Below are 24,736 nucleotides of genomic sequence, written 5' to 3'. Positions count from 1 at the left end.
TCGACAAGCTCAACATGACATAAAAACAAAAAATAATGAATTCAAAGAATTATTAAAATAGCAAGTTTCAGATTTTGTAATTACATTCATACAATGATATTTGTACCATAATTTCTGAACAATGAACGAGCAAGAAAACATAAATTATATTCGCATTGCAAAAGCAATAGAATACATAAAAAATAATTTTAAACAGCAACCAACACTCGATGAAATTGCAGAACAAGTCCATTTAAGTCCATTTCATTTTCAGCGAATATTCAAAGAATGGGCAGGTACAACACCAAAAAAATTCTTACAGTATATAAGTGTACAATACGCCAAAGAACTATTAAAAGGAAAACAAGCAACACTTTTTGATACTGCATACGAAACTGGTTTTTCGAGTACAAGTCGTTTACACGATCTTTTTATAAATATCGAAGGAATGACACCAGCCGAATACAAAAATGAAGGTAAAAATCTGATTATTCATTACAATTTCTACCAAAGTCCATTCGGAAAAATAATCATTGCCTCAACACCAAAAGGAATTTGTTATATAGCTTTTAATGATGATGAAATACAAGCATTATTTCATCTCAAAGAAAAATTTCCCCAGGCAACTTTTTTACAAAAAGCAGATACAATTCACAAACAAGCCTTACATATTTTCTTAAATGATTGGAGTAAGTTATCAGAAATAAAATTACACCTAAAAGGAACAGATTTTCAACTAAAAGTATGGGAAGCCTTGCTTAAAATTCCGTTGGGACAACTTTCCACTTATGGAAATATCGCAAACAAAATAGGAAGCCCAAATGCATCTAGAGCTGTTGGTACCGCTATTGGGAATAACCCTATTGCATTTCTTATTCCCTGCCACAGAGTTATACAATCGTCTGGTAACACAGGAGGTTATATGTGGGGAAATACTCGAAAAACAGCAATAATAGGTTGGGAAGCAACAAAAATTAATAATGACATTTAATTTTTATTGGGCGGTTTAACCGGCTATTCGCTATATCTTTTATAATTCGTTGCTGCATTTTAACTTCGCTCAATGACCAATTAGAAAAGGATGCCGCTACTATCCGTACCGCACATACGACGTTTTTAAACTAAAAATTCATACATTGTATAGAAAAATTAATCATGAATATAAAATTACTTTTTATACCTTTCTTTTTCTCAACATTCGTAATTTCTCAACAATATGATAATGTATTTATAGAAAAATCAAAAGTTGATAAAAACAATAAAATTTACCAAATAAAAAATAGATATAACTTTGATGTAGAAATAAAAATAGATAATAAAAACTATTATTTATCTAAAATAAATATTGATTCTCTTACATCCTCTACAAATGATGCCATAAAAAATATTGCATTAGAAGTTCTAAAACCAAAATTATTTGAAGGAAGAACTAATAAAAACCAAACAGAAATTAGTTATTATAGCATTCCAAATCTTATGTTTAAAACCTCAACAGGGTTAGTAGAAAACAACCAAAATATTTGGATACATCCGCCAAGATTTGGTTTTTTACGTTCATTAGAAACTTGTCCTTTTCCATATATTATATTAAATAAACCTATAGGTTACAAATGGAATGATGCTATGAGCATAGGAAACTATTGGTCGGATAAAAGATGGGGAACTTGGGAAAATAGGCTATTACTAAAGTATAATTACGAAATTATAGGTGAAGAAATAATAAAAACACCTTTAGGAAATTTAAAATCTCTAAAAGTTTATTCCTCTGCTACATCAGAAATAGGTAAAAGTATCTTAATTTCTTATTTCAATGAAACATATGGTTTCATAAAATTAGAATATACTTTATTCAATGGAATTAAAATAGATTTTAACCTGATTGAGTAAACATTAATTAAAAATCCATTCATATAAAATGAACTACGACTTATTTAACCAAACTATAGATGGAACAATAAATTGGTTACCAAAAGATGGTATTGTAAACTATTATGGTCATATTTTAACGAAAGAAGAAGCTGATTTTTTTTATAAAAAATTACTTGATAGTATTGAATGGAAAAATGACGAAGCTGTTGTTTTTGGAAAAAAAATTATCACAAAGCGTAAAGTTGCATGGTACGGAGAAAAACCATTCGAATATACCTATTCTAATACCACAAAACATGCTTTACCTTGGACTGAAGAATTATTAATTCTAAAAAATAAAGTTGAAAAAGAAACAGGAGAAACATACAATTCTTGTTTACTGAATCTTTATCACAATGGGGACGAAGGAATGGCTTGGCACAGTGATGGTGAAAAAGATTTAAAAAAAGATGGTGCTATTGGCTCATTAAGTTTTGGTGCAGAAAGAAAATTTGCTTTTAAACACAAAGACTCAAAAGAGAAAATAGAACTTCTTTTAGAACATGGAAGTTTATTAGTGATGAAAGGAACTACACAAACTTATTGGCTCCATCGCTTACCTCCTACCAAAAAAATTAAAACTCCTAGAGTTAACCTTACCTTCCGAACTATTGTAGAGAAATAAACATAATTAAAACCCATTTAAAAACAAGATTGCTATTTTGAATTTGCATCAGTAATTTATTAATTTAGCCAAAATAAGAGTTACACATAAATAATTAAACCTGTTTTATGAAATTGATAAATTATTTTGAAGATTTATTTTTAAAAATTTATGAATTTATTTCTTTAAGAGGAATTAATAAAACTGATTCTGACAGAGAAAAAGACTATAAAATAATAATAAATAGATACCTAACTTTAACAGCTATTATATTTTTAATTCATGGCTTTTCAAATTTTATTTATTTAGGATTCACCAAAGAAGGATTTTTTCTTTTATTTATTTTCTTAATATTCATTAGTTTAAGTTTATTCCTGACAAAATTTAGAACAAATAATTATTTTATTTCTTTTATTTTTTGCATTCTATCAGCTATTATAACTTATTTTTCCTCTTTTTGTGGAATAAAAAGTGGTGTTTTTCTTTTTTATTTTCCTCTTCTGACTGCATTACCAATTTTTTTCAATTTTAAAGAAGATAAATTTATTTTTTACTCCTTAATTTTTATAATCATAATAAGTTTTTATATATCAGCTATTAATGATTTTAAATTAGTGGAAATAAATAAAAAATTAAATGGGTATGAGCATGCTTTATTTATTATAAATATTACTTGCATGATTCTATTTTTAATTGTAAACTTTATATTTCTTGAAGAAAAAAGAAATAATTATTATTATTCATTAAATAAAAATGTATCAAAAAAACAAATGATTGAAAATTTGAATAAAGAATTAAATCATTTAAAAGAAATTCAAAATAAAGAAGATATATCAGTTGAAAACATACAAGAACTTATAGATTCTTTACAATTAAACGATTCTATTTTTGTTGATAAATTATCAAAATTATTCCCTGATTTTTTAGAAAAAGTAAAATTACAATCATCTAGTAAATTAAATGTTTCTGATTTAAAATATTGTGGAATGTTAAAGCTCGGATTCACTACAAAACAAATTGCACTCTATACAAATTCATCTATTAAATCTGTAGAAAGTAAAAAATATCGTCTTCGAAAAAAATTAAGCATTCCTCTTGAAGAAGACTCAAAATTATGGTTTTTAAATATTTAAACTTTTTATACTCCCTCTCACTTTCACTCGCAAGAGGATATAAGAGGATATAATATTGTTTATCATTTTATACTTCAAAATAGATTTGCAGTAAATTATAACAAATGAAAACAATACATTTTTACATCTTTGTACTCTTTAGTTTTATCGTAAAAGCACAAGTAGGAATAAACACACAAAATCCTCAAGGACTTTTTAATGTAGATGGAAAAACATCCACAGCTACAACAAACACTACAACGGGAACTCCTACTGATGCACAACTTGCAGATGATTTTATCATTATGAAGGATGGTAGTGTTGGTGTAGGTGCAATTCCTGTATCTTCAGCAATTATGGAATTAAATGTAAGTCAATTAGCTTCAGGAAGTAAAAAAGGTTTTTTAGGACCAAGAGTTGCTCTTAAATCATATAATGATAATACAACTATTTCTTCCCCTGCTACAGGATTATTAGTTTATAATTTAGGTACTGAAAGTACATTTACTTATGCAGGATATGTATTTTGGGATGGTACACAATGGAAAACACTCGATGGAAAAACATTAAATACAGGTTCTGTTAATTCAATAACGTGTTCTGCTGTAAAACTTTCACCTATTAATTATACTTTAGGAACAGAATTTAATGGTACTCTTACAGTTCCATATACTGATGGAAATGGAGGTATCTATCCTGCACAAACAATTGGTCCTCTTAATGGTTTAACTGCTACTTTAACCGCTGGTAATTTTAACTTAGGTACAGGAGAATTAATATATTCAGTTTCAGGAACTACTACTGTTTCTAGTCCAACAACTACTACTTTTCCTATTTCGATAGGAGGTCAAACTTGTAATGCTGTTGTAGGAGGTGCAAGAACACTTGAACCAGGAGAGTTTCAATTTTTTAATTATGAAATTCCTGCTTCGTATGTAGGATTATTAAGTGCTAATTCTTCTGGTGGAAGTATTTTGATGGGGAAAATTAGAATTGATATTTATTTTAATGCATCTTCAAATACAACTGGTGCTGTTTATCCAAATATCCCTAGAATATATAATGCTACAACAAGTAATATAAAATTATGGTATAGTGCTGTTTCTAATGTTACAAATTACATGGGAGGTAACATCTTATTAGCTCCTGGTGGATATGTAAATACTGATGATGGAATTTATTTAAACTTAGGATACAATGACATCAGTACGTCAGCAGCTCGTACAGCTGTTACTGGAACTATACCAGCACAAGAGACGGAAACAATAGATTTTGTAGTAGATGGCGTATGGTATAGAATGACAATATTTATTATTGTTGATAATAAAAATACTGCAACAGATACCGATAATACACGAATAATAAATATTGTCGCTCAGAGAATGTCCGGTTATAATTAAAAAAATAATACTATTATTTTTTTACCTCTCTAATTCTTATTAGAGAGGTTTTTTTATGATTCCATTTCTTCCATTACTTTTTTTACAAAAGCATTTTTATTCTTTTTAATTTCTTCTATAATTAATTTTCTTTCGTCTGATAACTGAAGATATTTATCTGCCCACAAATTTATTTCGACCATTATAGGAAATATATCTATGCCTTTTTGAGATAATTTATATAATACTTTTGCTTTACTATCTGGATGTTCAGATTTTATGATAATTCCTTCTTCTTCCAACATTTGTAGCCTTGATGCTAATATATTAGTAGCAATTTTTTCATCTGATTTAATAAAATCTCCATAAGTACATTGTTTAGAAAACATTAAATCTCTTATAATTAACATTGACCATTTATCCCCCCAAATATCAAGGAAAGAACTAATAGGACATTCAGATCTTTTTTTAATTTTTTTCATAAATATAAAATTCACTTGCAAAATAAAAGTAAAATGTTATACATTTACACTTTCAAAATGCAAGTAAAATTACAAATAAAAATTTAAAATGGAAAAAACATTCTTATTTGAGCCATATAATAAAAATGGTTTAGCACTAAATAATCGTATAGTAATGGCTCCTATGACTAGAGCAAGATCTAATAATCAAGATAATGTTGCTACAGAATTAACAGCGACATATTATGAACAACGTGCAAGTGCAGGACTTATAATTACTGAAGGAACATTTATTAGTCAGGAAGCAAAAGGTTCTATTAATATTCCTGGAATTTATACAGAACAACAGATTAAAGGTTGGAAATTGGCTACTAAAGCCGTTCATAATAAAAATGGAAAAATTTTTGCTCAACTATGGCATACTGGAGCATATTCTCATCCTGATTTACACGAAGGTAAATTACCTTTAGCTCCGTCAGATTATAATCCAGAACAACAGGTTTTTACTGAAAAAGGTTTACAACAAACCGTTGCTCCTCAACCAATGAAGATTGATGATATAAAAAGAACTGTTAATGATTTTAAACAAGGTGCTATTAATGCTATTAAAGCCGAATTTGATGGTATAGAACTGCATGCAGCGAATGGATATTTATTACAACAATTTTTTAGTAAAAATTCAAATAATAGAACAGATCAATATGGTGGAAATCCTGAAGATAGAGCTAGAATACTTTTTGAAATTTTAGATGAAATAAAAACAGTTGTGGATTTAAAAAAAGTAGGAGTACGATTAAATCCATCTCTTGATGGAATTATGGGAATATCTGTTGATGATGAAACGATTGAAACTTATACTTATATAGTAAATAAATTAAATGAATATGATTTAGCATATATCCACTTAATAGAACCATTTACTGACGTTAGCAATAATAAATATGCTATACAAGAAGTTACTAAATATTTTCGCAAAATATACAATGGTACTATTATAATAAATAGAGGATTCAATAAAGATACAGCAACTAAAGTGTTAGAAGATGGAGATGCTGATTTAGTATCTTTCGGTGCTCCATTTATTGCTAATCCAGATTTAGTTGAACGCTACAAAAAAGATGCTCCTTTGAACCTACCAAATAAAGAAACATTTTACACTCCAGGAAAAGAAGGTTACATTGATTATCCTACTCTAAATTAACAATATATTTTAACTAAAAATTATAAACAAATGAAAACAACAAATAATACAATATTTATAAGTGGCGGAAGCGCTGGAATTGGTTTAGCAATTGCAAAAAAATTAAATGCACTAGGAAATAAAATCATAATTAACGGGCGTAATAAAGAACGTTTAGAAAATGCCTTACTAGAATTAGATGATGCTATTGCAATGCAAGGAGATTTAGCATTAGAAGAAGATAGAATTCGAATAGCTAACGAATTAAAAAATAATCATCCTGATGTTAATATAATTATTAATAATGCTGGTGCAGCTTTTTCATATCTATTAAATGAAACAACAAATGCTCATGAAAAAGCAATTATAGAAATGAATACAAATTATTTTGCTATAATACATTTTACAGAATTATTATTACCTCATTTAATTCAGAAAAAAGAAGCAGCCATTATAAATATTTCATCAATTGCAGTTTATGGAAGTCATAAGTTAGTCCCTACTTACGGTGCATCTAAAGCTGCATTACATAGCTATACAACAGCATTAAGACAAACTTATGAAAATCAAAAAAATATTCAAGTTTACGAAGTATATCCCCCATTAGTAAATACAGATTTTTCAGCCGAAATTGGAGGTGCACAAGGTATTCCTGCGAGTGAAGTTGCCGATGAATTAGTTATTGGATTAGAAAATAATTTATTCGATATACCAGTCGGTCAAACAAAAATATATGCTAAAGCCATTGGTGAAGCTATCTCAAAACTAACACAAAATTAAAATGTAATTAGTCGATTATTTTTATAATAACTAATCGACTGATTTAATTAAATTTATTTCAATAATTATGAATTTAACAAATAAAACAATTCTTATTACTGGAGGAACATCTGGTATTGGTTTAGAAGCTACTCGTCAATTTTTAAAACTAGGAAATAAAGTTATTGTAACAGGTCGAAACAAATCAAAATTAAATGATTTTAAAAAAATGTTTCCTCAAGTAATCATTTTTCAAAGTGATGTTTCTAAAGAAGAAGATGCTATTCAACTTTTTAATGACATAAAAGAATTGGGTGGAATTGATATTTTATATAATAATGCAGGAGTAGGCATTAATCAACTGAATTTAGGTAGTGAAAATAAAAAACACTTAGAAGGTGCTATTTATGAAATGGATGTAAACTATTTTGGTGTTATTCGACTAAATAATTTATTTATAGAAATGCTAAAATCTCGTTCAGAATCTGCTATAATTAATACAACATCAATACTTAGTATTGTTCCTTCTGTTTCAGAAGCAACTTATTCTGCATCAAAAACTGCATTATCTTTTTATACTAAAACCTTAAGATCTCATTTACAATCAATAAACAGTTCAGTAAAAATATTTGAATTATTACCTCCTCTAGTTGATACAGACATGGTAAAAGATAGAACTGATAAAAAAATAAGTACACAACAATTAGTTGAATCTTTAATCAAAGGAATGGAACAAAATAATTATACTATTCGAGTTGGAGCAAGCAAAATTATATACACACTAAATCGTATAATGCCTAATAAAGCTTATAATTTAATTAATTCTGAAAAAGAGTTAATTAAATTAAATAATAACCATTAATACTATAAAAATGAAAGCATATCAAGTAACAAAATATAGAAAAAAAAATCGTTTAGAATTAGTTGATATTTCAATTCCTAATATAAAGGAAAATGAAGTTTTAGTAGAAATTCATGCAGCTGGAGTAAATCTACTAGATTCAATGATAAAAACTGGCGCATTCAAAATTTTCTTACCTTACAAATTACCCGTTATCAATGGTCATGATATGGCTGGTAAGGTAATAAAAGTTGGATCGAAAATAAAATCTTTCAAAGTTGGTGATGAAGTTTATTCAAGAGTTTCTGATTTTAAAATTGGTACTTTTGCTGAATATATTGCTGTTAATGAAAATAATTTAGCTATAAAACCAAAAAATATTTCGATGGAGGAAGCTGCTTCTATACCATTAGTTGCCTTAACCGTTTTACAAGCATTTGAAAAAGCAAACGTAAAGAAAGGTCAAAAAATATTTATTCAAGCAGGATCTGGAGGTGTAGGAAGCATTGCTATACAAATCGCAAAACATATTGGTGCAAAAGTAGCAACAACTACAGGAACAAGTAATCTTGAGTTAGTAAAAAATTTAGGCGCCGACTATATTATAGATTACAAAAAAGAAGATTTCGCTAATGTATTAAACGATTATGATTTCGTACTACATAGCAATCGAGATAAAGTTGTATTAGAAAAATCTCTTAAAATATTAAAACCTACTGGAAATTTAATTACATTAACTGGACCTCCTACATTAGAATTTGCCAAAGAACTTAACTTACCATGGTATACTAAATTACTTATGAAATTATTAAGTGCTTCACCTAAAAAATTAGCAAAAAAGTTGAACGTAAATTTTTACTTTTTATTTATGAAAGCAAATGGAAAACAATTAGCTGAAATAACTCAATTAATAGAATCAGATATCGTTCATCCTATAATTGATAAAGTATATAATTTTGAGCAAGTAAATGATGCTATGGCTTACGTAGAAACAGGAAGAGCTAAAGGAAAAGTAGTTATTAAAATAAAATAAATATTAAAAATCAACTTATTCTAATTAAATTTCTTTTTACATTAACTGTAATACTAAAATTTTTATATTAATTTGAAAAAACTTTTTTTAATATATTAATAATGAAAATAACTAATTGGGAAGAAATAAAATGGATATTTAAGCCTGACGGTTCTTTACTAGACATTTACATTAAAAAAGTAGATATAGAAGATTGGAAAAATATAATTGATTTTTTAAACAATAATTATTCAATAGAATTTGGTAAACATGGACAAAATATAATCATAAATAAAATAGATAAGGAATATGTTACCAAATTGTTGACAAGTGATAATGAAAATTTGGAATCTAAAATAGCTTCTATAAAAATTGAACATATTAATATCAACACACATTTCTTTTGGGATAAACAAATAGAATTTGATATTGAGCCTCGTGAAATAAAAAATTTTTTAGATTATGAGAAAATAGTAGACTTTATGTACAAAATAAGTGAAGTAATAGATAAAGAAGTTACCTTGACAGGAGAAAATCAAATTGAATTTCCTCTTATAAAAGTTCATGCTATGAAAAATAAAATTGAAGTATTAATAAAAAATGGAACAGAAAAAATGTGGAAATAATATTTTTAATGTAATCGTAAAATACTATTCAATTTCAATAAAATCTTTATACATACACTTTGTAAAAGTAAATATCTAGTTAAGATAAAATCTGAATTAATTTTTATTTCACTTAACAAGATATTACAAAAAGGATTGAAGTTAAAATCCTTTGCTAGCATCTCCTTTTTATAAAAACATTTCCTCTTTTATTGCTAGTAAAGATTGGGAACGAGAAAGCCTGTCTCGAAGGATTTGCACTAATTATTTTTTGAGTTATATAAATAAAAATGTTTTTTTAAGGTTCTGTAATCACTGAAAACCGTTATTTATCATTTATCATTTTTTTGCCGAATAAAAAAGGATTATTTTTGTTTCGAAATTTTTATAAACAAACAATGACACTTCAAGAACTTCAAACACAAGTACAACAAACAAGAAGAGATATTTTGAGAATGGTACATGCTGTAAATAGTGGTCACCCAGGAGGATCTCTTGGTTGCGCTGAATTTTTAACAGCATTATACGGTAAAGTAATGAGCTATTCTTCTGATTTCTCTATGGATGGAAAAGGAGAAGATTTATTCTTTTTATCGAACGGACATATTTCTCCTGTTTTTTATAGCACATTAGCACGTTCAGGATTTTTTCCTGTAAGTGAGTTGGCTACTTTCAGAAAATTAGATTCTCGTTTACAAGGACATCCTACAACACATGAAGGTCTTCCTGGAATTAGAATTGCATCTGGTTCTTTAGGACAAGGTTTATCTGTTGCTATTGGTGCTGCACAAGCAAAAAAACTAAACAATGATGACAAATTAGTTTATACATTACATGGTGATGGTGAATTACAAGAAGGTCAAGTTTGGGAAGCTTTGATGTATGCTGCTGGTAAAAATGTAGATAATATTATTGCTACTGTAGATTACAATGGTCGCCAAATTGATGGTGATACAGATCAGGTTTTACCTTTAGGTGACTTGAAAGCTAAATTTGAAGCTTTTGGTTGGATTGTTTTAGAGGAACAAGATGGAAACAATATCGAAAAAATTGTTGCTGTTTTAGAAGAAGCAAAAGCATTAACTGGAAATAAAAAACCTGTTGCTATTTTATTACATACAGAAATGGGGAATGGTGTTGATTATATGATGGGAAGCCACTCTTGGCATGGTAAAGCGCCAAATGATGAGCAATTAGCAAATGCATTAGAACAAAATCCTGAAACGGAATTGAAAGATTACTAAAAACCTAAACCACAAAATAGATGAAAAAACTTCTTTTTTCTTTGATCTCTCTTTTTTCTATTGCTTCTTATGGGCAAGAGAAGGTGTATAATTTTGATAAAAAAATATCTTATAAAATTAATACTCCCGATGAATACAACCAATATTTGGATGGTAAGGAATCTATTTCTTTAGTGAATTATATTACTAAAGATGCTCTGCTAGGAATAGTAGAAGGATTTGGTGAATTTGGAAAAAGTTTTAATCGTGAGTCATTTTTTGTAAACAACAATAAATTTTTTGATGTTTATACAAATTCTCTAGATAATAAATTATCGATAAAAATTCCTTATTTTTATGAAGGAACTCCAGAAGAGGATTTACAACCTTACAAAAATGATTTATTTGATTCTTTTGTCTCAATTAAAAAATTAAGTTCATCTCAAACGATTAATGGTTTTAAATGTAATGAATACGAATTAACATCAAATAGTTTACAAAACGAAGAAAAAAAATCTACTCTTTGTATTGATGAAAATAACTCCATAAACAATGTTAGTTTTATGTTTCCTCAAGCAAAAATTAAAGGTCTTTTAGTTCGTTTTGATGCTGGAGATTTTAATGGATTAACTATACAAAATGTTTCTAATTCTTCTGCTAAAATTAGTTTTGATGAAAAAAAAGAAATTGATTTTTTCACAAAAGAATTAAGTAAAAGAAAAGAGGAATATAAAAAATTGTATGCTGATAATGTTGCTGTAGATACAGTTGCAGCATCAGATTATTATTCTCCTGATAATCGTTATGATGATCCTATTAATAGTTATTACAACTACCAAACATCTGATAATACGAACGTAAATAATTTGTTTAACAATATTGCTTTACTAAATTATGGTTTAGTTTATGGTGATAGTGATTATGATGGTACTCCTGATTATGATAGATCTAAATCTCTAAAAACAGCAGAAGCTTCAACGAATCAGATATTAAAACAATTCAAAAAGAATAAACTTATTTCTAAAGAAGAATTAGCTGAATTAAATAAATTATTTAAAAAATATTTTGATGATGCCAATAAGTTTGAATTGAAAACTAATCTGAATGTTGCTAATTCTACTGAAGATATTGATTCTGCAGCTGCTGCTACATATAATTTAGCAGAATATTACGAACCATATCAATCAACTTATAAAACTATTGATACAGGAATAATTGATTTAGCAATTGATAATCCTGATGTTTCTGACTTTTTAAAGATAGCACCAGAACATTGTAAAAATTTAAAAAACAATATTCCTACATTTTCTGATAAAAGTTTAGCAAAAGAAGTTAATAACTATGTAGGTCAAATTTGTGATTTATATATCTATAATAGTGGAAGTGTTGGACTAACAGAAACAATAAATTCATTAAGAAAAAGTAATTTAGAAATCTATAATAAATACGATCAACTATCGAAAGAAGATAAAAGTAAATTGAATAATTTCTTAAATTCTCTCGATTAAAAAATTAATATAAATGAAAATTCTTTATAGCTTTATTTTTGTCATTCTTTCACAATTTGTGTTTTGTCAAGTTAAGACATATAAATTTGAAGATATCATACAATATCGCATGAAGAGTGATTTTTATTCTGATTTTCTTAATATATTATCTACAAAAGATAATAAAGTAAATTTATTAATCACTCAAACTCCAATGGGAAACTATGCAACAATAAAAATTGGAGAAAATATGTACGTTGTATACTCTGATGAAAATAGTAAAAATTTTCAAATAGATTTCGAAGGAACAAAAGAGATGCTTGGTGCTAATTTTTTAATTAGTGATAATCCTAATATCAATGATTTGAATACAAAAAATAAAAATGTATTTCAAATAAAAAAAGAGAACAAAGAAGAAAAAGTTTTAAACAATACATGTGAGATCTATTCTGTAACAGAAAAAAAGAATTCTGAAAATATCATTACTAAAATATGTATTGATCCTAAATCAAGTATTAATACGGTATCATTTTTTAATTCTAATATCAATTTAAAAGGTCTAATTTATAAAATAGGAAATGTTTATTCACTAGAAAAAATTGGACGAATTAAAGACATTATTAAGAATGAAAAGAACAGTACAATTGAAAATGATTTTATAATCAGTTTTGATGAGAAAGCAGCAATAGATAATTACAAAAAACAATATAAAGAGTACAAAAAACAAAACAAAGGTTAGTCCTTTTTAAAAAATAAAAAATGATAGATTTAACATACACAGAAAAAAAAGATACGCGTAGTGGATTCGGAGACGGATTAACTGAATTAGGGAGAACAAATCCTAATGTTGTTGCATTATGTGCTGATTTAATTGGATCATTAAAAATGGATCAATTTATAAAAGAAAATCCAGAGCGTTTTTTCCAAATAGGAATTGCTGAAGCAAATATGATGGGTATCGCAGCCGGTTTAACTATTGGTGGAAAAATTCCTTTTACAGGAACTTTTGCTGAGTTTTCTACTGCACGTGTATATGATCAAATTCGTCAATCAATCGCTTACTCTAATAAAAATGTTAAAATAGCAGCATCTCATGCTGGATTAACATTAGGAGAAGATGGTGCTACACATCAAACATTAGAAGATATTGGTTTAATGAAAATGTTACCAGGAATGGTTGTTATTAATCCTTGTGATTACAATCAAACAAAAGCTGCTACTATTGCTGCTGCAGAATATGATGGTCCTGTTTATTTAAGATTTGGTCGTCCTGCTGTTCCTGTATTTACTCCTGCAGATCAAAAATTTGAAATTGGTAAAGGGATTCTTATGAATGAAGGTACTGATGTTACTATTGTAGCTACAGGACATTTAGTATGGGAATCTTTAGTTGCTGCTGCTGAATTGGAGAAAGAAGGTATTTCTTGTGAAGTAATCAACATTCATACTATTAAACCTTTAGATGAAGAAATCATTTTAAATTCTGTAAAGAAAACAGGTAAAATTGTTACAGCAGAAGAACATAATATCCTTGGTGGTTTAGGAGAATCTGTAGCTAGAGTATTAGCTCAAAAATTACCAACTAAACAAGCTTTTGTAGCTGTTGAAGATAAATTTGGTGAATCTGGAACTCCATCTGACTTAATGAAGAAATATGGAATAGATTCTACGGCTGTAATTGCTAAAGTAAAATCTTTATTATAATAAATAAGATATAAATTAAAAATGAGCTCATAAAGAGCTCATTTTTTTTGTATTCTATTCAAATACAAATATATAAATTCTAGGTTGGTTAAAAATTTACTTTACTTATTTATCAAGTAACAAAATTAGTGCTAATATTTTTTACATAAATACTCACAAATAGGTATTTATAAAGTACATTTATATATATTGATTTAAATATTGAGGATTATGGACGAGAATACGCTGAGAATATATACTGAGAAAGTAAAAGAATCATGGAAAAAAAATACAGATAAATCAAATTTAAGTTTTTTAGAGGCTCAAATAGAAAAACTAAGAGAGTATAAAAATATTCTTGATACTTTTACTATTGGAGGATACTTTATCTATGTTATAAACCCTCAGTCAGGACATTTTGAATATGTATCAGAGCAATGTGAAAAAATACTTGGTTATTCAGCCTCAGAATACACAGCAGAACTTTGTGTAAAAATTATTCATCCCGAAGATTTAGATCATGTAATAGCTATACAACAAAAAATATCAAACTTTTCAGAACATATTGAAGATAAAAAAAGAAAAAACTACAAATTTAATTATGATTTTAGAGTCTATGATTCAGAAAAAAAATTACATCAGATACATCTTCAACATTTTTTCTTAGAATTAGGAGATAATTCTTTACCTAGTAGTGTTTTTTGTTTAGCTACAGATATAACTCAAATAAAAATGGGTGGTATTCCACAATTAAATATTTTCCACTTAAATCAAAACTTAACAGACATATTAAATTCCAATAAAAATAATTTGATTTTAACATCAAAAGAAAAGGAAATTGTAAATTTCTTAATCAAAGGTTATACAAGTAAGGATATTGCATCTGCAATGGATTTAAGTAAACATACTATTGATACGCATAGAAGAAATATTTTGAAAAAAAATAATTGTGCAAATACAACAGAATTATTCAGCTTAATCCTCTAAAAATATAAAAGGGACGAAATACAAATTTCGTCCCTTCTTATTTTATACTAACTAGTTATTAGTAATTCCACATATCAGCTTCTGTCTGAATAATAGAATTTCTGATTTTATGATGTTCTTCTAATTGAGCTTTTGCATCATTTGGAATATAATCTTCTAGCATTTTTGTTCCAAATGTAGTTTGAGCTTTATAAATTATAGAACTAAATCTTCTAGCATTTAATAATTCATCAAAATTAATTGCTGAATTAGAATTTCCTGGATTATACACAGAATAATTTGCTAACGTTTTTCGAGCATCAGGATACCAAATCCAAAATAAATCAATATAAGAATTGTCTGCAAATTCAGTTCCTAAAGATTGTGCATCAGGTCCCATTATTGCTAAACCTAATAATCTATATTTCAATTCTCCTAAACGACGATCAATATACCAAAGACCTTTTGTCTTTATCATTTTTACATCGTCTGATTTAATTTTAAAATTAAATATAGCACCTTCATCAGGTTTTTCACCTGCTTGGATCATATCAAAATAAAATTGTTGAGTATCTTTCTTTTCATTACGAGCCATAATTTGATCATAAGTCATTTTATTTTTAAAATACTCATCATCATAAACTTCAGTAATTTTTTTATCACGAATACCTTCAACTAAAACATCATATAATGATTTAGAATTTTGTACTAACTCATCACCAGAGATATAATATGGTTGATTTAAACGTTCATTTAAATCAATTACTTCCCATACAACTTTTGACCATAAAACATCTTTGTCTTCAACAAATCCATATTTCATTGGTTCTTGTGCTGTACTAATTGTATCGCCAGCTTCATCAACTCTTGTTTTATTTTCGCGGTCTCTTCTTAACTGTTCTGGCGAAACAGCATTAAGAACATTTTGCGCCATTGTAAGGGTTGAGAAGAAACTCATTAAACCAAACAAAAGATATTTCATATTCTATTTTTTTTAATTTATAAAATTATTGTACTTGAATAGAGATTGATGATGCTTCACCTGATAATCCTGTATTTGTTTTATATTTAATATCAAATACACCTATTACATCTCCTTTCTTAGCTTTAGATATTGCTCCAGCAGCTCCTGACATTTTATTACCAGAAACTCTTACTGTTGCCTGACCTGGTACTTTCACATTAAATGATGTTACTTCTCCTGATACAGGGAATAAGAAGTCTGGCCAATCAACACGAATTGTTTGAGCAGCAACTCCATTATCTGGTATAGCTGGACTTGTTTTTCCTAAAATAACTCCACGTGCAGGTGGCACAGGTTTAATACGGAAAGTTTCTCTAACTGTCAATGTTTTTCCAGAACTAGCTTTTGTAGTTGCAGTAAACACAACTTCGTTTCCTCCACCTGGAGTATAATTCCATTTATTTGCTCCTGCTCCAGATACACTACCTGAAGATGGAGATAAACTTACTGGACTGTTAGCTCCATTAATAGTAGCTGAAATTGGATTAACTACACCACGATAAACTACACGTAAATTATCTGCAACTATTGAACCTCCTGTTGGATCTTTCTCTATAATTTCAGCAGCTTTTTTATCTAATGTTTGTGCTACAACTTGATATGTTGAAGGAACTATAGAAACTGTTTTAGTTTGCCCATTAGATTCATAAGATATATTACCTGTTAATTGATGTACACCTACACTTGATGTATTCAATTTAATTGAAGCTTTACCATCTACAACTGTAGCATTACCTACACTTGTTTGTACAGAACCTTTAATAGAGTTATCATATGCTCCTAAAACAACGTTTAAAACAGCATCATCTCCTATTTTAACAACACCTGGAGATAAGAATAAACCTTGAAAAGCATCTAATTCAATTTTCTCTTCTAATTTACCAGATAATAATGCTCTTACTAAGTTTCCTTCTTCTGTACGAGCATCCATTTGCATTTTAGATAAATTTGTTAAAGCAGCTACCATAGGCTGATCATAAAACTTCTCTTGAATCCAAGTTTGTCTTTTTGATTTTGTAGTTGTTCCAAAAAACTCATTATAACGAGTTTCTATACTCGCTTTTTGAGCACTTTTTTGAGCAAATGTCATCAAAAAATTTCTATAAGAATCTATTTTACTAACAAATTCTTGAGCTTTTTCATTTCCTTTATCTCCTCCTTTACCTTTAAAAAATAAAGAAACTACTGGTTCTGTATTTGATAAAGCATTATAATCAGTATCTTCTGAACCGGAAATAAAATTAGCTCCAGCTAATTCTTTCTTTAATCCATCAATGTAAGAAACAAAATCATTTGTTTGTTTCTTTACTTCTGCAGCCTGTGATTTTGTATCTGCATAAGAAGGATCAGTATTCGCTTTTAAATCAATTTGATTATAAAACGTATTATTATTCTCTAAAGTCAATTTTGATGTTGACTCTAATGTTGTATTTATACTTTCGAAAGATCTCAGAACCTCACGATCTACGTTCAAAGCCATCATAGCTATGAACACGAGATACATAAGGTTGATCATCTTCTGACGTCCGGTTAATTTACCACCTCCTGCCATAATAATTTATAGAATTAATGAATGTTTTAGTTAATTTATTGAAAAATGATACAATGATTAGTTATTTTTCATTGCTGAAAGCATACCTCCGTATACTTTATTTAATGCATTAATATTAGCAGAAAGCTCTTGCATTTCTTTCAAGAACTGCTCTGAACTACCTGAAGATTTTTGCATTTCTTCAATAAATTGTTTATTTAATTCTACTTGTTTTTGGCTATTTTCTATTTGTTGAGCATAAACAGCGTTTAAAGCACTAATATTTGTAGATGCTTTAGCTATTTCATTACTATATTGTTCTGTAGAAGCAACTGCTGATGTAGTCGTGTTCAATTCTTTTACTGCTGAACCAAACTTATCTAAAGATCCTCTTAATCTTTCAAAAACTTCTTTATCTAATTTAGCTTCAGCTAAAACTTTATCTAACTCTACAGTTAAATTATTGCCTGCAGAAGCTACAGCAGCTGTTTTTCTTTGAACTGGTGCATTACCTTCTAATTCAGGAAAAGCTTTTTCCCATTCATAACTTCCTGCTGGTTTATCAAAAAATGCAGAGTAAATGAAAACTATTGCTTCTGCTACTAATCCAATCGTTAAAATTATATTAGCGGAAATTGGTCCTAAATTGGTATGCGTTATTTTACATAAAGCCCCAATAATTACAACTGCGGCAAAGAAATTATATAAAAAATTTGTTAAACGTTCTTGTTTAGAAGCTTGTACTGCCATGTGAATGTTTTTTTAGTTTTAATGTATAGTTATTTTTATTTAGTTCTTCTATAATTTATTTTTGATCCTTCAGGATATGATTGTACTGTTCGGAAACCAATAAAGCTTCTTGCAGAATCTTTATTTTCCCAATCTCTAGAAGAAACCATTAATAAGTAACCTATATCTTTCCAAGAACCTCCTCTTACACTCATATTTGAATCACCAGAAGCTGGAATTGAAGGATTAAGTGATGACGATAATAAATATGATGATCTGTTATAAGGAGAACTTGTCCATTCAGCTACATTACCAGCCATATCATATAATCCATAACCATTAGGACGGAATGTTTTTACAGGTGCAGTATACATGTATCCTGTTTTTTTACCATCATTTATTTCTAAATAATCACCTCTTTTAGGTTTAAAGTTTGCTAAATAACAACCTCTATCATCTACTAAATAAGGTCCTCCCCAAGGATAAGGAGCATTTTCAAGACCACCACGAGCAGCATATTCCCATTCTATTTCTGTTGGTAGACGATAACTGATAACTTTTACTTGATTACCTCTTTTCTTTTTATTTGCTAAAGCGGTATTATGATATCTTGTTCTGAAATCACAAAAAGCAGCTGCTTGATTCCAACTAACACCAACAACAGGATAATTAGCATATGCCTTATGCCAGAAGTAATCTTGATGCATAGGATCATTATATGAATAATTAAAATCTCTTACCCAAACTGTAGTATCAGGATAAATATTTAAACTATACTCTTTACGAAAATCAACTCTAAAAGTTCCTCTTTTCTTTGCCGCAGCTGTTTGATCAACTGTTACAAATGAATAATTTAATTTTCTTGTATCTATTCGTCTATCTCCATTTAGTCTTTCTTCAGGAGGATAATACATACCTTCCATTACTTCAGCATAATCTATGTCTGGATATTTATACTTATCCCATTCAAGACGTTGTTTCCAATTTATTTTTTTTGTATCTAAATTTTGACCATCTCTGCCTGTATTGCTTTGCTTAAGGTATTCATCATATGGAGTTCCTTCTCCATCAGCTGATCCAGAAATATATGCATATGCACCTATTCCACTATCATCAGCATTAGGATTCATAGGATCAAAACCTAAAGATTCAGCTTTATTAGCTAAAGCAGTTCTTGCAATAGAATCTTTTACATAATTTACAAAAATCTGGTATTCAGAATTTGTAATTTCAGTATCGTCCATAAAAAAACCTGTTACAGTAACAGTTTTTACAGGAGCATCATTTGTTCTCGTAAAATCATAATCTGTTTGTCCTAAAACAAAAGATCCACTTGGAATCGGAACCATTCCTTTTGGACGAACTGGTGTCCATGTCGAAGATGTTTTCGAAACTATTTGTCCATCATTCCTATCATTACTTCCTCTGTTTTTTAACATTTTACATGATGACAAAGAAAGAGACACTAATAATGCACTTCCCAAAATTCTATTCATTCTACTATAGATTTATTTTTATACAGCTTTTTATTACTTTAGTTCAATTAATAAATTTTACAAATTAAGTCAATTTATTAATTGGTTCGATTAAATATTATTCTTTTTTAAAAAAATTTTTTATAATATTTCCACCATTTATTAGGTATTTCACCATTCAATGCTTGACTATAATCTTTTTCAGAACATGAAATAATTTCCTTCTTAGTTACATTTTCTACAGTAATTTCAACTTCTATCCACCACTGATTTGTATACGTATTTCTGTAAAAGGTATAATCACTACCTTCATTAGGAACAAAAATTTTATCAAAATATTGTGTATCATCAAACTTTTTTATTTCTGGTTTATGATTTTTACCATCAATAAAATACCAAATCATTTGAGCAATCAATAAATGATCTAATTTTTTATATTTCTCTATATAATCACAAACGTAAAGAGATGTTAATTTATTGCTAAATCCAAAATACCTTGACAAAGAACAAATTTCTCTTGATGAAAATCCATTTGGCGTCATGTTTTTAGATGAAGAAAAATCAGCTCCTTGAATACTAGATAAATTTATTAGAGCTGCATTAGCATCTCTAGAATAAATTTCAACCTCTTGAATTCTATCTATCAAATGGCCTAATCTAACTACTTCAAAATTTAATTGATTAACTAAATCTAATTTCTCCTGAGCTACAAAATAAGTTTGATAACCAAGATTTGTATAATCTAAAAGATTAAATGGTTCTTTCGAAATTATTTTTGTTAAATAATTATCATCTGTTGTATCGATTTCTTCATTCTCTAATCTTAATTTACAATCAACAGATAAATAATTCACTTTATCTATTATATTATCATAAGATCTATATTGTTGATATCCTAAACTCGGTGTTCCTCCTAGAATTACTACAATGTAATTATCTTTCAATAATCCATTGACTATATTTTTAAAGACTTTCTCTGTTTCAGTTTTTTCGTCATAGAATTCTATATTCCCAAAGTCATATAAATCTATATTCCAGTTTCCCATCTGTAATTCATACAATTGAGTACGGATTAAATCGAAATCAACATCTTCAATTAAATCTTTTTGTTTGGAACGAGATTCTGTTATACCTATTAATGCAATTTTATCATTACTTAAATTATCATTAATAACATCTTCTTTAAATTTTATAGAAGTTCCTAACGAAAAAGAATTACAAGACTTTGCAAAGTCTTGTAATTCTCTGGATACTGGTTTTAAAAAGTCTTTATACATTACTTTTTATTTACTTTTTTTGGTTGCTACTTTTTTAGTTGTAGTCTTTTTTGTTGTTGCTTTCTTAGCTGCTGTTTTCTTTACAGGTTTTGCAGCCTCAATCAACTTTTCAACCTCTGCAAGAGTTAATGCTTCAGGATTTGTTTCTTTTGATAATTCAACTTTTATTTTTCCTTGAATTAAATTAAAACGTCCCCATCTTGCTTTTTCTAAACGAATTTCTTGTTCTGCCCATTCACGAACAACTCTTTCAGATTCTTTTTTCTTTTTATCTTCTATTAATTCAATAATATCTGCTTGAGATAAATGATCAAAATCATAACGCTTTGGAACATTAATAAACCATTCACTCCATTTTATAAAAGGACCAAAACGACCTTTACCTTTTGTTACATCTAAACCTTCATACTGAGCAATAGGTGCATCTGCTTTTAATTTTTCTTCAATTAATTCTATTGCTCTATCAAAAGATAAATCCATTGGATCTTCTTCTTTTGGAATAGAGATATATTTATCATCAAATTTTACATAAGGGCCGAAACGACCAACATTTACCTCAACTTCATGTTCTTTATATTCACCTAAAGTTTTCGGTAATTCGAATAATTTTAATGCTTCTTCTAAAGTAATGCTATGAATAGATTGATGTTTTTGAAGACTTGCAAAACGTGGTTTTTCTTCATCTTCAGATTCTCCAATTTGAATCATTGGACCAAAACGACCAATACGCGCATGTACTTTTTTACCAGATGTAGGATCGTTCCCTAAAGTTCTTTCTCCTGTAGCACGGTCGGCATTTTCTTGAACATCTTCTACAACATGATGAAATTTTGTATAAAATTCATCAATCATATTTGTCCAATTCTGTTTTCCTTCTGCAATTTCATCAAAACTATTTTCTACGCGAGCTGTAAAATCATAGTCCATTACATTTTTAAAATAGTCAACCAAGAAATCATTTACAACAATACCAATATCAGTTGGCATTAATTTTCTTCTATCAGCTCCAAAAACCTCTTTTAATTCAGCTTTTTTAATCTGATTATCAATTAATGTTAATGTTGTATATTTTCTTTCGTTTCCATCTAATTCACCTACCTCAACATATTCTCTTTTTTGGATTGTAGATATTGTTGGTGCATATGTTGATGGACGACCAATTCCTAATTCTTCTAATTTTTTTACTAGTGATGCTTCTGTATATCGTGCTGGAGCTCTTGTAAATCTTTCTGTTCCATTAATTTCGTCAGCTATTAATTTTTCGTTGATTTGAACACTTGGCAACAAAACTTTATCATCATCAACGTCTTCATCATCATGAGACTCTTGATATACTTTTAAGAAACCATCGAAAACAATAACTTCTCCCTTAGCTTGAAAAGTAAATTTATTTTTATTGTTATCTATATCGATGATTGTACGCTCTAATTCAGCATTTGCCATTTGAGATGATACAGTTCTTTTCCATATCAATTCGTACAATTTACGCATAGAATCGTCTGCATTAATTGTATGATTCTCAAAGTGAGTTGGACGAATTGCTTCGTGAGCCTCCTGTGCAGAAGAATTTTTATTTTTATATTTTCTTATCTCAACATAATTTTTACCATATTCAGTCTCTACAGTAGATTTAATTGCAGCTAAAGCATCATCAGATAAATTAACGCTATCTGTTCTCATATAAGTAATATGTCCAGATTCGTATAACTGTTGCGCTACACGCATTGTTCTAGAAACAGAAAAGCCTAATTTTCTAGATGCTTCTTGTTGTAATGTTGATGTTGTGAAAGGTGCTGAAGGAGTTCTTTTAGCAGGTTTTTTTTGTAAGTCTGTTACTTTAAAGTCAGCATTAATACATGAATTTAAAAAATCTTCTGCTTCATCTAATGTAGAAAAATCCTTCGTTAAATTTGCTTTTAGTGTTTTCCCCTCATTCGTTTCAAAAATTGCTACAAACTTATAAGATGAAACAGGAATGAAATTTTGTATTTCCTTCTCTCTTTCAACAATAAGTCGCACTGAAACAGATTGAACACGTCCTGCAGATAAACCTGGTTTTATTTTTTTCCACAAAATTGGTGACATTTCAAAACCTACCAATCTATCTAAAATTCTACGTGCTTGTTGAGCATCAACTAAATTAATATCTATTTGACGTGGATTTTCTACAGCTCTTTGTATAGCTTTTTTAGTAATCTCGTTAAATACAATACGTTTAGTTTCTTTGTTTTTTAAATCTAAAACATTATATAAATGCCAAGAAATAGCCTCTCCTTCCCGATCCTCATCGGAAGCTAACCAAATTGTTTCTGCTTTAGAAGACAATTTTTTAAGTTTACTAACAACCTCTTTTTTATCTGGTGTTACTTCATATATTGGTTTGTAATGATTTTCTATTTCAATACCCATTCCTTTCTTTGGTAAGTCTACTACGTGACCAAAACTTGATTCTACGATGAAGTCTTTACCTAAAAAACCCTGAATGGTTTTAGCTTTTGCTGGGGACTCAACAATTACGAGATTTTTCGACATATTGTTTTCTTAAAAATTTATGCAAAATTAACAACAAAAAAATAAAGCAGCCAAAAATGATTTTTAACTGCTTGGTATTTTTTATTTATAAATTAGTAATTACTCTGATAATCATTAGTATTTCCTAACTGATCTATTTCATTAGAATTACCTTCGAAACCAATAACATCTTTATAAAACACATAGATTCCTATATAGACTAATGGAATAGCTACTAAAAGCCCTACTAAACAAGCTAAACCTCCTATAATAAAAATTCCGATTGAAGCCAAACAAAATAAAAATGATTGACCAAAATTTTTCCATAATACACTAAAACTAGATTTTATAGCCTCACTAACTGAAAGATTAGAAAAAACTATAAATGGAAAAATAAATAAAGACGTTACTAAAAATATTACACCTGGTATTACGCAAAAAGCTGTAGCAATAACTGTAATAATTTGAATGGCTATGTATGCTAAAAATATAGAACCAAATTTACCATCTTTATAATGAATAAATAAATCATTAAAATCAGGATTTCTATGTTCGTCATATTTTTTTGCTATAGTCAAAATACTAACGGTAATTGGAGCCAGAGCCGCATTGATGAAAAAACTTAATCCCATACCAAATAAAGCAATTGGAGTTAAGATTTGAGCAGATAAATTAGAAAAATCATCAGTATCAGTAACAACAAATGACGGAATTGAAATAAATAATCCTAAAATAAAATTAATTACCCAAGCTATTATACTAGGTAATATTAATCCTAAAATTACATAAAAAGCAGTTGCTGAAAATATATCCCATGCTCTAGAGAATATATCTCCTATATTGATATTGAAGCTATTTTTCTTAACCTCTTCTATTCTATTCAAAATAAAGTTATCCATATTAATTTGTTTTTAAGTTAATTATTCGTTGATGCTCAAATGTACAATAATGTTAATAAAATGCAAAAGAAAATTACACTGTCAATATGTC

23 protein-coding genes are annotated in these 24,736 nt (G+C 28.3%); 15 read left to right on the top strand and 8 right to left on the bottom strand.

Features of this window, described 5'->3' with window-relative positions:
* The first annotated feature begins 121 nt into the window (after positions 1-121).
* The 5 genes from RT575_RS03170 to RT575_RS03150 all read left to right on the top strand — a co-directional run bounded on the left by RT575_RS03170 (position 122) and on the right by RT575_RS03150 (position 5,003).
* Positions 122-970, top strand: a complete 849-nt coding sequence (locus tag RT575_RS03170) for a methylated-DNA--[protein]-cysteine S-methyltransferase (protein ID WP_313578750.1) — start codon at positions 122-124, stop codon at positions 968-970.
* Positions 971-1,134: 164 nt separating this feature from the next.
* Positions 1,135-1,866: a hypothetical protein gene (locus RT575_RS03165; protein ID WP_313578749.1), complete on the top strand. Its 732-nt coding sequence runs from the start codon at positions 1,135-1,137 to the stop codon at positions 1,864-1,866.
* Positions 1,867-1,894: 28 nt separating this feature from the next.
* Entirely contained in the window at positions 1,895-2,512 is a 618-nt protein-coding gene (locus RT575_RS03160) for an alpha-ketoglutarate-dependent dioxygenase AlkB (protein ID WP_313578747.1), read from the top strand.
* 107 nt (positions 2,513-2,619) lie between these two features.
* Positions 2,620-3,624: a hypothetical protein gene (locus RT575_RS03155; RefSeq protein ID WP_313578745.1), complete on the top strand. Its 1,005-nt coding sequence runs from the start codon at positions 2,620-2,622 to the stop codon at positions 3,622-3,624.
* Positions 3,625-3,728: 104 nt separating this feature from the next.
* Positions 3,729-5,003: a hypothetical protein gene (locus RT575_RS03150; RefSeq protein ID WP_313578743.1), complete on the top strand. Its 1,275-nt coding sequence runs from the start codon at positions 3,729-3,731 to the stop codon at positions 5,001-5,003.
* Between the two features lie 53 nt (positions 5,004-5,056).
* On the opposite strand, the gene RT575_RS03145 is transcribed toward RT575_RS03150, so the two are convergent.
* Positions 5,057-5,464, bottom strand: coding sequence for a helix-turn-helix domain-containing protein (locus RT575_RS03145; protein WP_313578741.1), 408 nt, complete (start codon positions 5,462-5,464; stop codon positions 5,057-5,059).
* 88 nt (positions 5,465-5,552) lie between these two features.
* Between RT575_RS03145 and RT575_RS03140 the strand changes: the two genes are divergently transcribed.
* From RT575_RS03140 to RT575_RS03095, 10 genes are all read left to right on the top strand, one after another.
* Positions 5,553-6,644: an alkene reductase gene (locus RT575_RS03140; RefSeq protein ID WP_313578739.1), complete on the top strand. Its 1,092-nt coding sequence runs from the start codon at positions 5,553-5,555 to the stop codon at positions 6,642-6,644.
* Positions 6,645-6,674: 30 nt separating this feature from the next.
* Positions 6,675-7,403: an SDR family NAD(P)-dependent oxidoreductase gene (locus tag RT575_RS03135; RefSeq protein WP_313578737.1), complete on the top strand. Its 729-nt coding sequence runs from the start codon at positions 6,675-6,677 to the stop codon at positions 7,401-7,403.
* A gap of 67 nt (positions 7,404-7,470) precedes the next feature.
* On the top strand, positions 7,471-8,244 hold the full coding sequence (locus tag RT575_RS03130; protein ID WP_313578735.1) for an SDR family NAD(P)-dependent oxidoreductase: 774 nt from the start codon (positions 7,471-7,473) through the stop codon (positions 8,242-8,244).
* A gap of 10 nt (positions 8,245-8,254) precedes the next feature.
* Positions 8,255-9,256, top strand: coding sequence for an NADP-dependent oxidoreductase (locus RT575_RS03125; RefSeq protein WP_313578733.1), 1,002 nt, complete (start codon positions 8,255-8,257; stop codon positions 9,254-9,256).
* 101 nt (positions 9,257-9,357) lie between these two features.
* Positions 9,358-9,861: a hypothetical protein gene (locus RT575_RS03120; protein WP_313578731.1), complete on the top strand. Its 504-nt coding sequence runs from the start codon at positions 9,358-9,360 to the stop codon at positions 9,859-9,861.
* A gap of 377 nt (positions 9,862-10,238) precedes the next feature.
* Positions 10,239-11,084: a transketolase gene (locus RT575_RS03115; protein WP_313385172.1), complete on the top strand. Its 846-nt coding sequence runs from the start codon at positions 10,239-10,241 to the stop codon at positions 11,082-11,084.
* A 20-nt stretch (positions 11,085-11,104) separates the two neighbouring features.
* Entirely contained in the window at positions 11,105-12,571 is a 1,467-nt protein-coding gene (locus RT575_RS03110) for a hypothetical protein (RefSeq protein ID WP_313578729.1), read from the top strand.
* A 13-nt stretch (positions 12,572-12,584) separates the two neighbouring features.
* A complete protein-coding gene (locus RT575_RS03105) occupies positions 12,585-13,289 on the top strand; it encodes a hypothetical protein (RefSeq protein ID WP_313578727.1) in 705 nt (234 codons plus the stop codon).
* A 23-nt stretch (positions 13,290-13,312) separates the two neighbouring features.
* Positions 13,313-14,254: a transketolase family protein gene (locus tag RT575_RS03100; RefSeq protein ID WP_313385611.1), complete on the top strand. Its 942-nt coding sequence runs from the start codon at positions 13,313-13,315 to the stop codon at positions 14,252-14,254.
* A gap of 210 nt (positions 14,255-14,464) precedes the next feature.
* The gene (locus RT575_RS03095) at positions 14,465-15,220 is read left to right on the top strand and encodes a LuxR C-terminal-related transcriptional regulator (protein WP_313385168.1); all 756 of its coding nucleotides are present in this window, start codon (positions 14,465-14,467) and stop codon (positions 15,218-15,220) included.
* A 58-nt stretch (positions 15,221-15,278) separates the two neighbouring features.
* Here RT575_RS03095 and gldN read toward each other — a convergent pair whose 3' ends face one another.
* From gldN to RT575_RS03060, 7 genes are all read right to left on the bottom strand, one after another.
* Entirely contained in the window at positions 15,279-16,181 is a 903-nt protein-coding gene (gene gldN / locus RT575_RS03090) for a gliding motility protein GldN (protein WP_313578725.1), read from the bottom strand.
* Between the two features lie 25 nt (positions 16,182-16,206).
* Positions 16,207-17,775 carry a GldM family protein gene (locus RT575_RS03085; protein ID WP_313578723.1) on the bottom strand — a complete coding sequence of 523 codons (1,569 nt, stop codon included), beginning with the start codon at positions 17,773-17,775 and terminating at the stop codon, positions 16,207-16,209.
* A gap of 57 nt (positions 17,776-17,832) precedes the next feature.
* Entirely contained in the window at positions 17,833-18,504 is a 672-nt protein-coding gene (gldL, locus tag RT575_RS03080; RefSeq protein WP_313385164.1) for a gliding motility protein GldL, read from the bottom strand.
* 35 nt (positions 18,505-18,539) lie between these two features.
* On the bottom strand, positions 18,540-19,979 hold the full coding sequence (gene gldK, locus RT575_RS03075; protein WP_313385163.1) for a gliding motility lipoprotein GldK: 1,440 nt from the start codon (positions 19,977-19,979) through the stop codon (positions 18,540-18,542).
* A 107-nt stretch (positions 19,980-20,086) separates the two neighbouring features.
* The gene (locus tag RT575_RS03070; protein WP_313385162.1) at positions 20,087-21,235 is read right to left on the bottom strand and encodes a hypothetical protein; all 1,149 of its coding nucleotides are present in this window, start codon (positions 21,233-21,235) and stop codon (positions 20,087-20,089) included.
* A gap of 6 nt (positions 21,236-21,241) precedes the next feature.
* On the bottom strand, positions 21,242-23,767 hold the full coding sequence (topA, locus tag RT575_RS03065; RefSeq protein WP_313578721.1) for a type I DNA topoisomerase: 2,526 nt from the start codon (positions 23,765-23,767) through the stop codon (positions 21,242-21,244).
* 92 nt (positions 23,768-23,859) lie between these two features.
* A complete protein-coding gene (locus tag RT575_RS03060; RefSeq protein ID WP_313578720.1) occupies positions 23,860-24,645 on the bottom strand; it encodes a hypothetical protein in 786 nt (261 codons plus the stop codon).
* Positions 24,646-24,736: the final 91 nt, after the last annotated feature.

This window comes from Chishuiella sp. (assembly GCF_032109125.1).
Lineage (GTDB): Bacteria > Bacteroidota > Bacteroidia > Flavobacteriales > Weeksellaceae > Empedobacter.
The sequence above is the reverse complement of the archived record's forward strand: the minus strand, read 5'-3'. Positions and strand labels throughout refer to the sequence as shown.

What these genes read in the sequence shown, in the direction of transcription:
- RT575_RS03170 (WP_313578750.1), top strand. Translation starts at nt 122, where the DNA reads ATGAACGAGCAAGAAAACATAAATTATATTCGCATTGCAAAAGCAATA.
- RT575_RS03165 (WP_313578749.1), top strand. Translation starts at nt 1,135, where the DNA reads ATGAATATAAAATTACTTTTTATACCTTTCTTTTTCTCAACATTCGTA.
- RT575_RS03160 (WP_313578747.1), top strand. Translation starts at nt 1,895, where the DNA reads ATGAACTACGACTTATTTAACCAAACTATAGATGGAACAATAAATTGG.
- RT575_RS03155 (WP_313578745.1), top strand. Translation starts at nt 2,620, where the DNA reads ATGAAATTGATAAATTATTTTGAAGATTTATTTTTAAAAATTTATGAA.
- RT575_RS03150 (WP_313578743.1), top strand. Translation starts at nt 3,729, where the DNA reads ATGAAAACAATACATTTTTACATCTTTGTACTCTTTAGTTTTATCGTA.
- RT575_RS03145 (WP_313578741.1), bottom strand. Translation starts at nt 5,464, where the DNA reads ATGAAAAAAATTAAAAAAAGATCTGAATGTCCTATTAGTTCTTTCCTT.
- RT575_RS03140 (WP_313578739.1), top strand. Translation starts at nt 5,553, where the DNA reads ATGGAAAAAACATTCTTATTTGAGCCATATAATAAAAATGGTTTAGCA.
- RT575_RS03135 (WP_313578737.1), top strand. Translation starts at nt 6,675, where the DNA reads ATGAAAACAACAAATAATACAATATTTATAAGTGGCGGAAGCGCTGGA.
- RT575_RS03130 (WP_313578735.1), top strand. Translation starts at nt 7,471, where the DNA reads ATGAATTTAACAAATAAAACAATTCTTATTACTGGAGGAACATCTGGT.
- RT575_RS03125 (WP_313578733.1), top strand. Translation starts at nt 8,255, where the DNA reads ATGAAAGCATATCAAGTAACAAAATATAGAAAAAAAAATCGTTTAGAA.
- RT575_RS03120 (WP_313578731.1), top strand. Translation starts at nt 9,358, where the DNA reads ATGAAAATAACTAATTGGGAAGAAATAAAATGGATATTTAAGCCTGAC.
- RT575_RS03115 (WP_313385172.1), top strand. Translation starts at nt 10,239, where the DNA reads ATGACACTTCAAGAACTTCAAACACAAGTACAACAAACAAGAAGAGAT.
- RT575_RS03110 (WP_313578729.1), top strand. Translation starts at nt 11,105, where the DNA reads ATGAAAAAACTTCTTTTTTCTTTGATCTCTCTTTTTTCTATTGCTTCT.
- RT575_RS03105 (WP_313578727.1), top strand. Translation starts at nt 12,585, where the DNA reads ATGAAAATTCTTTATAGCTTTATTTTTGTCATTCTTTCACAATTTGTG.
- RT575_RS03095 (WP_313385168.1), top strand. Translation starts at nt 14,465, where the DNA reads ATGGACGAGAATACGCTGAGAATATATACTGAGAAAGTAAAAGAATCA.
- gldN (WP_313578725.1), bottom strand. Translation starts at nt 16,181, where the DNA reads ATGAAATATCTTTTGTTTGGTTTAATGAGTTTCTTCTCAACCCTTACA.
- RT575_RS03085 (WP_313578723.1), bottom strand. Translation starts at nt 17,775, where the DNA reads ATGGCAGGAGGTGGTAAATTAACCGGACGTCAGAAGATGATCAACCTT.
- gldL (WP_313385164.1), bottom strand. Translation starts at nt 18,504, where the DNA reads ATGGCAGTACAAGCTTCTAAACAAGAACGTTTAACAAATTTTTTATAT.
- gldK (WP_313385163.1), bottom strand. Translation starts at nt 19,979, where the DNA reads ATGAATAGAATTTTGGGAAGTGCATTATTAGTGTCTCTTTCTTTGTCA.
- RT575_RS03070 (WP_313385162.1), bottom strand. Translation starts at nt 21,235, where the DNA reads ATGTATAAAGACTTTTTAAAACCAGTATCCAGAGAATTACAAGACTTT.
- topA (WP_313578721.1), bottom strand. Translation starts at nt 23,767, where the DNA reads ATGTCGAAAAATCTCGTAATTGTTGAGTCCCCAGCAAAAGCTAAAACC.
- RT575_RS03060 (WP_313578720.1), bottom strand. Translation starts at nt 24,645, where the DNA reads ATGGATAACTTTATTTTGAATAGAATAGAAGAGGTTAAGAAAAATAGC.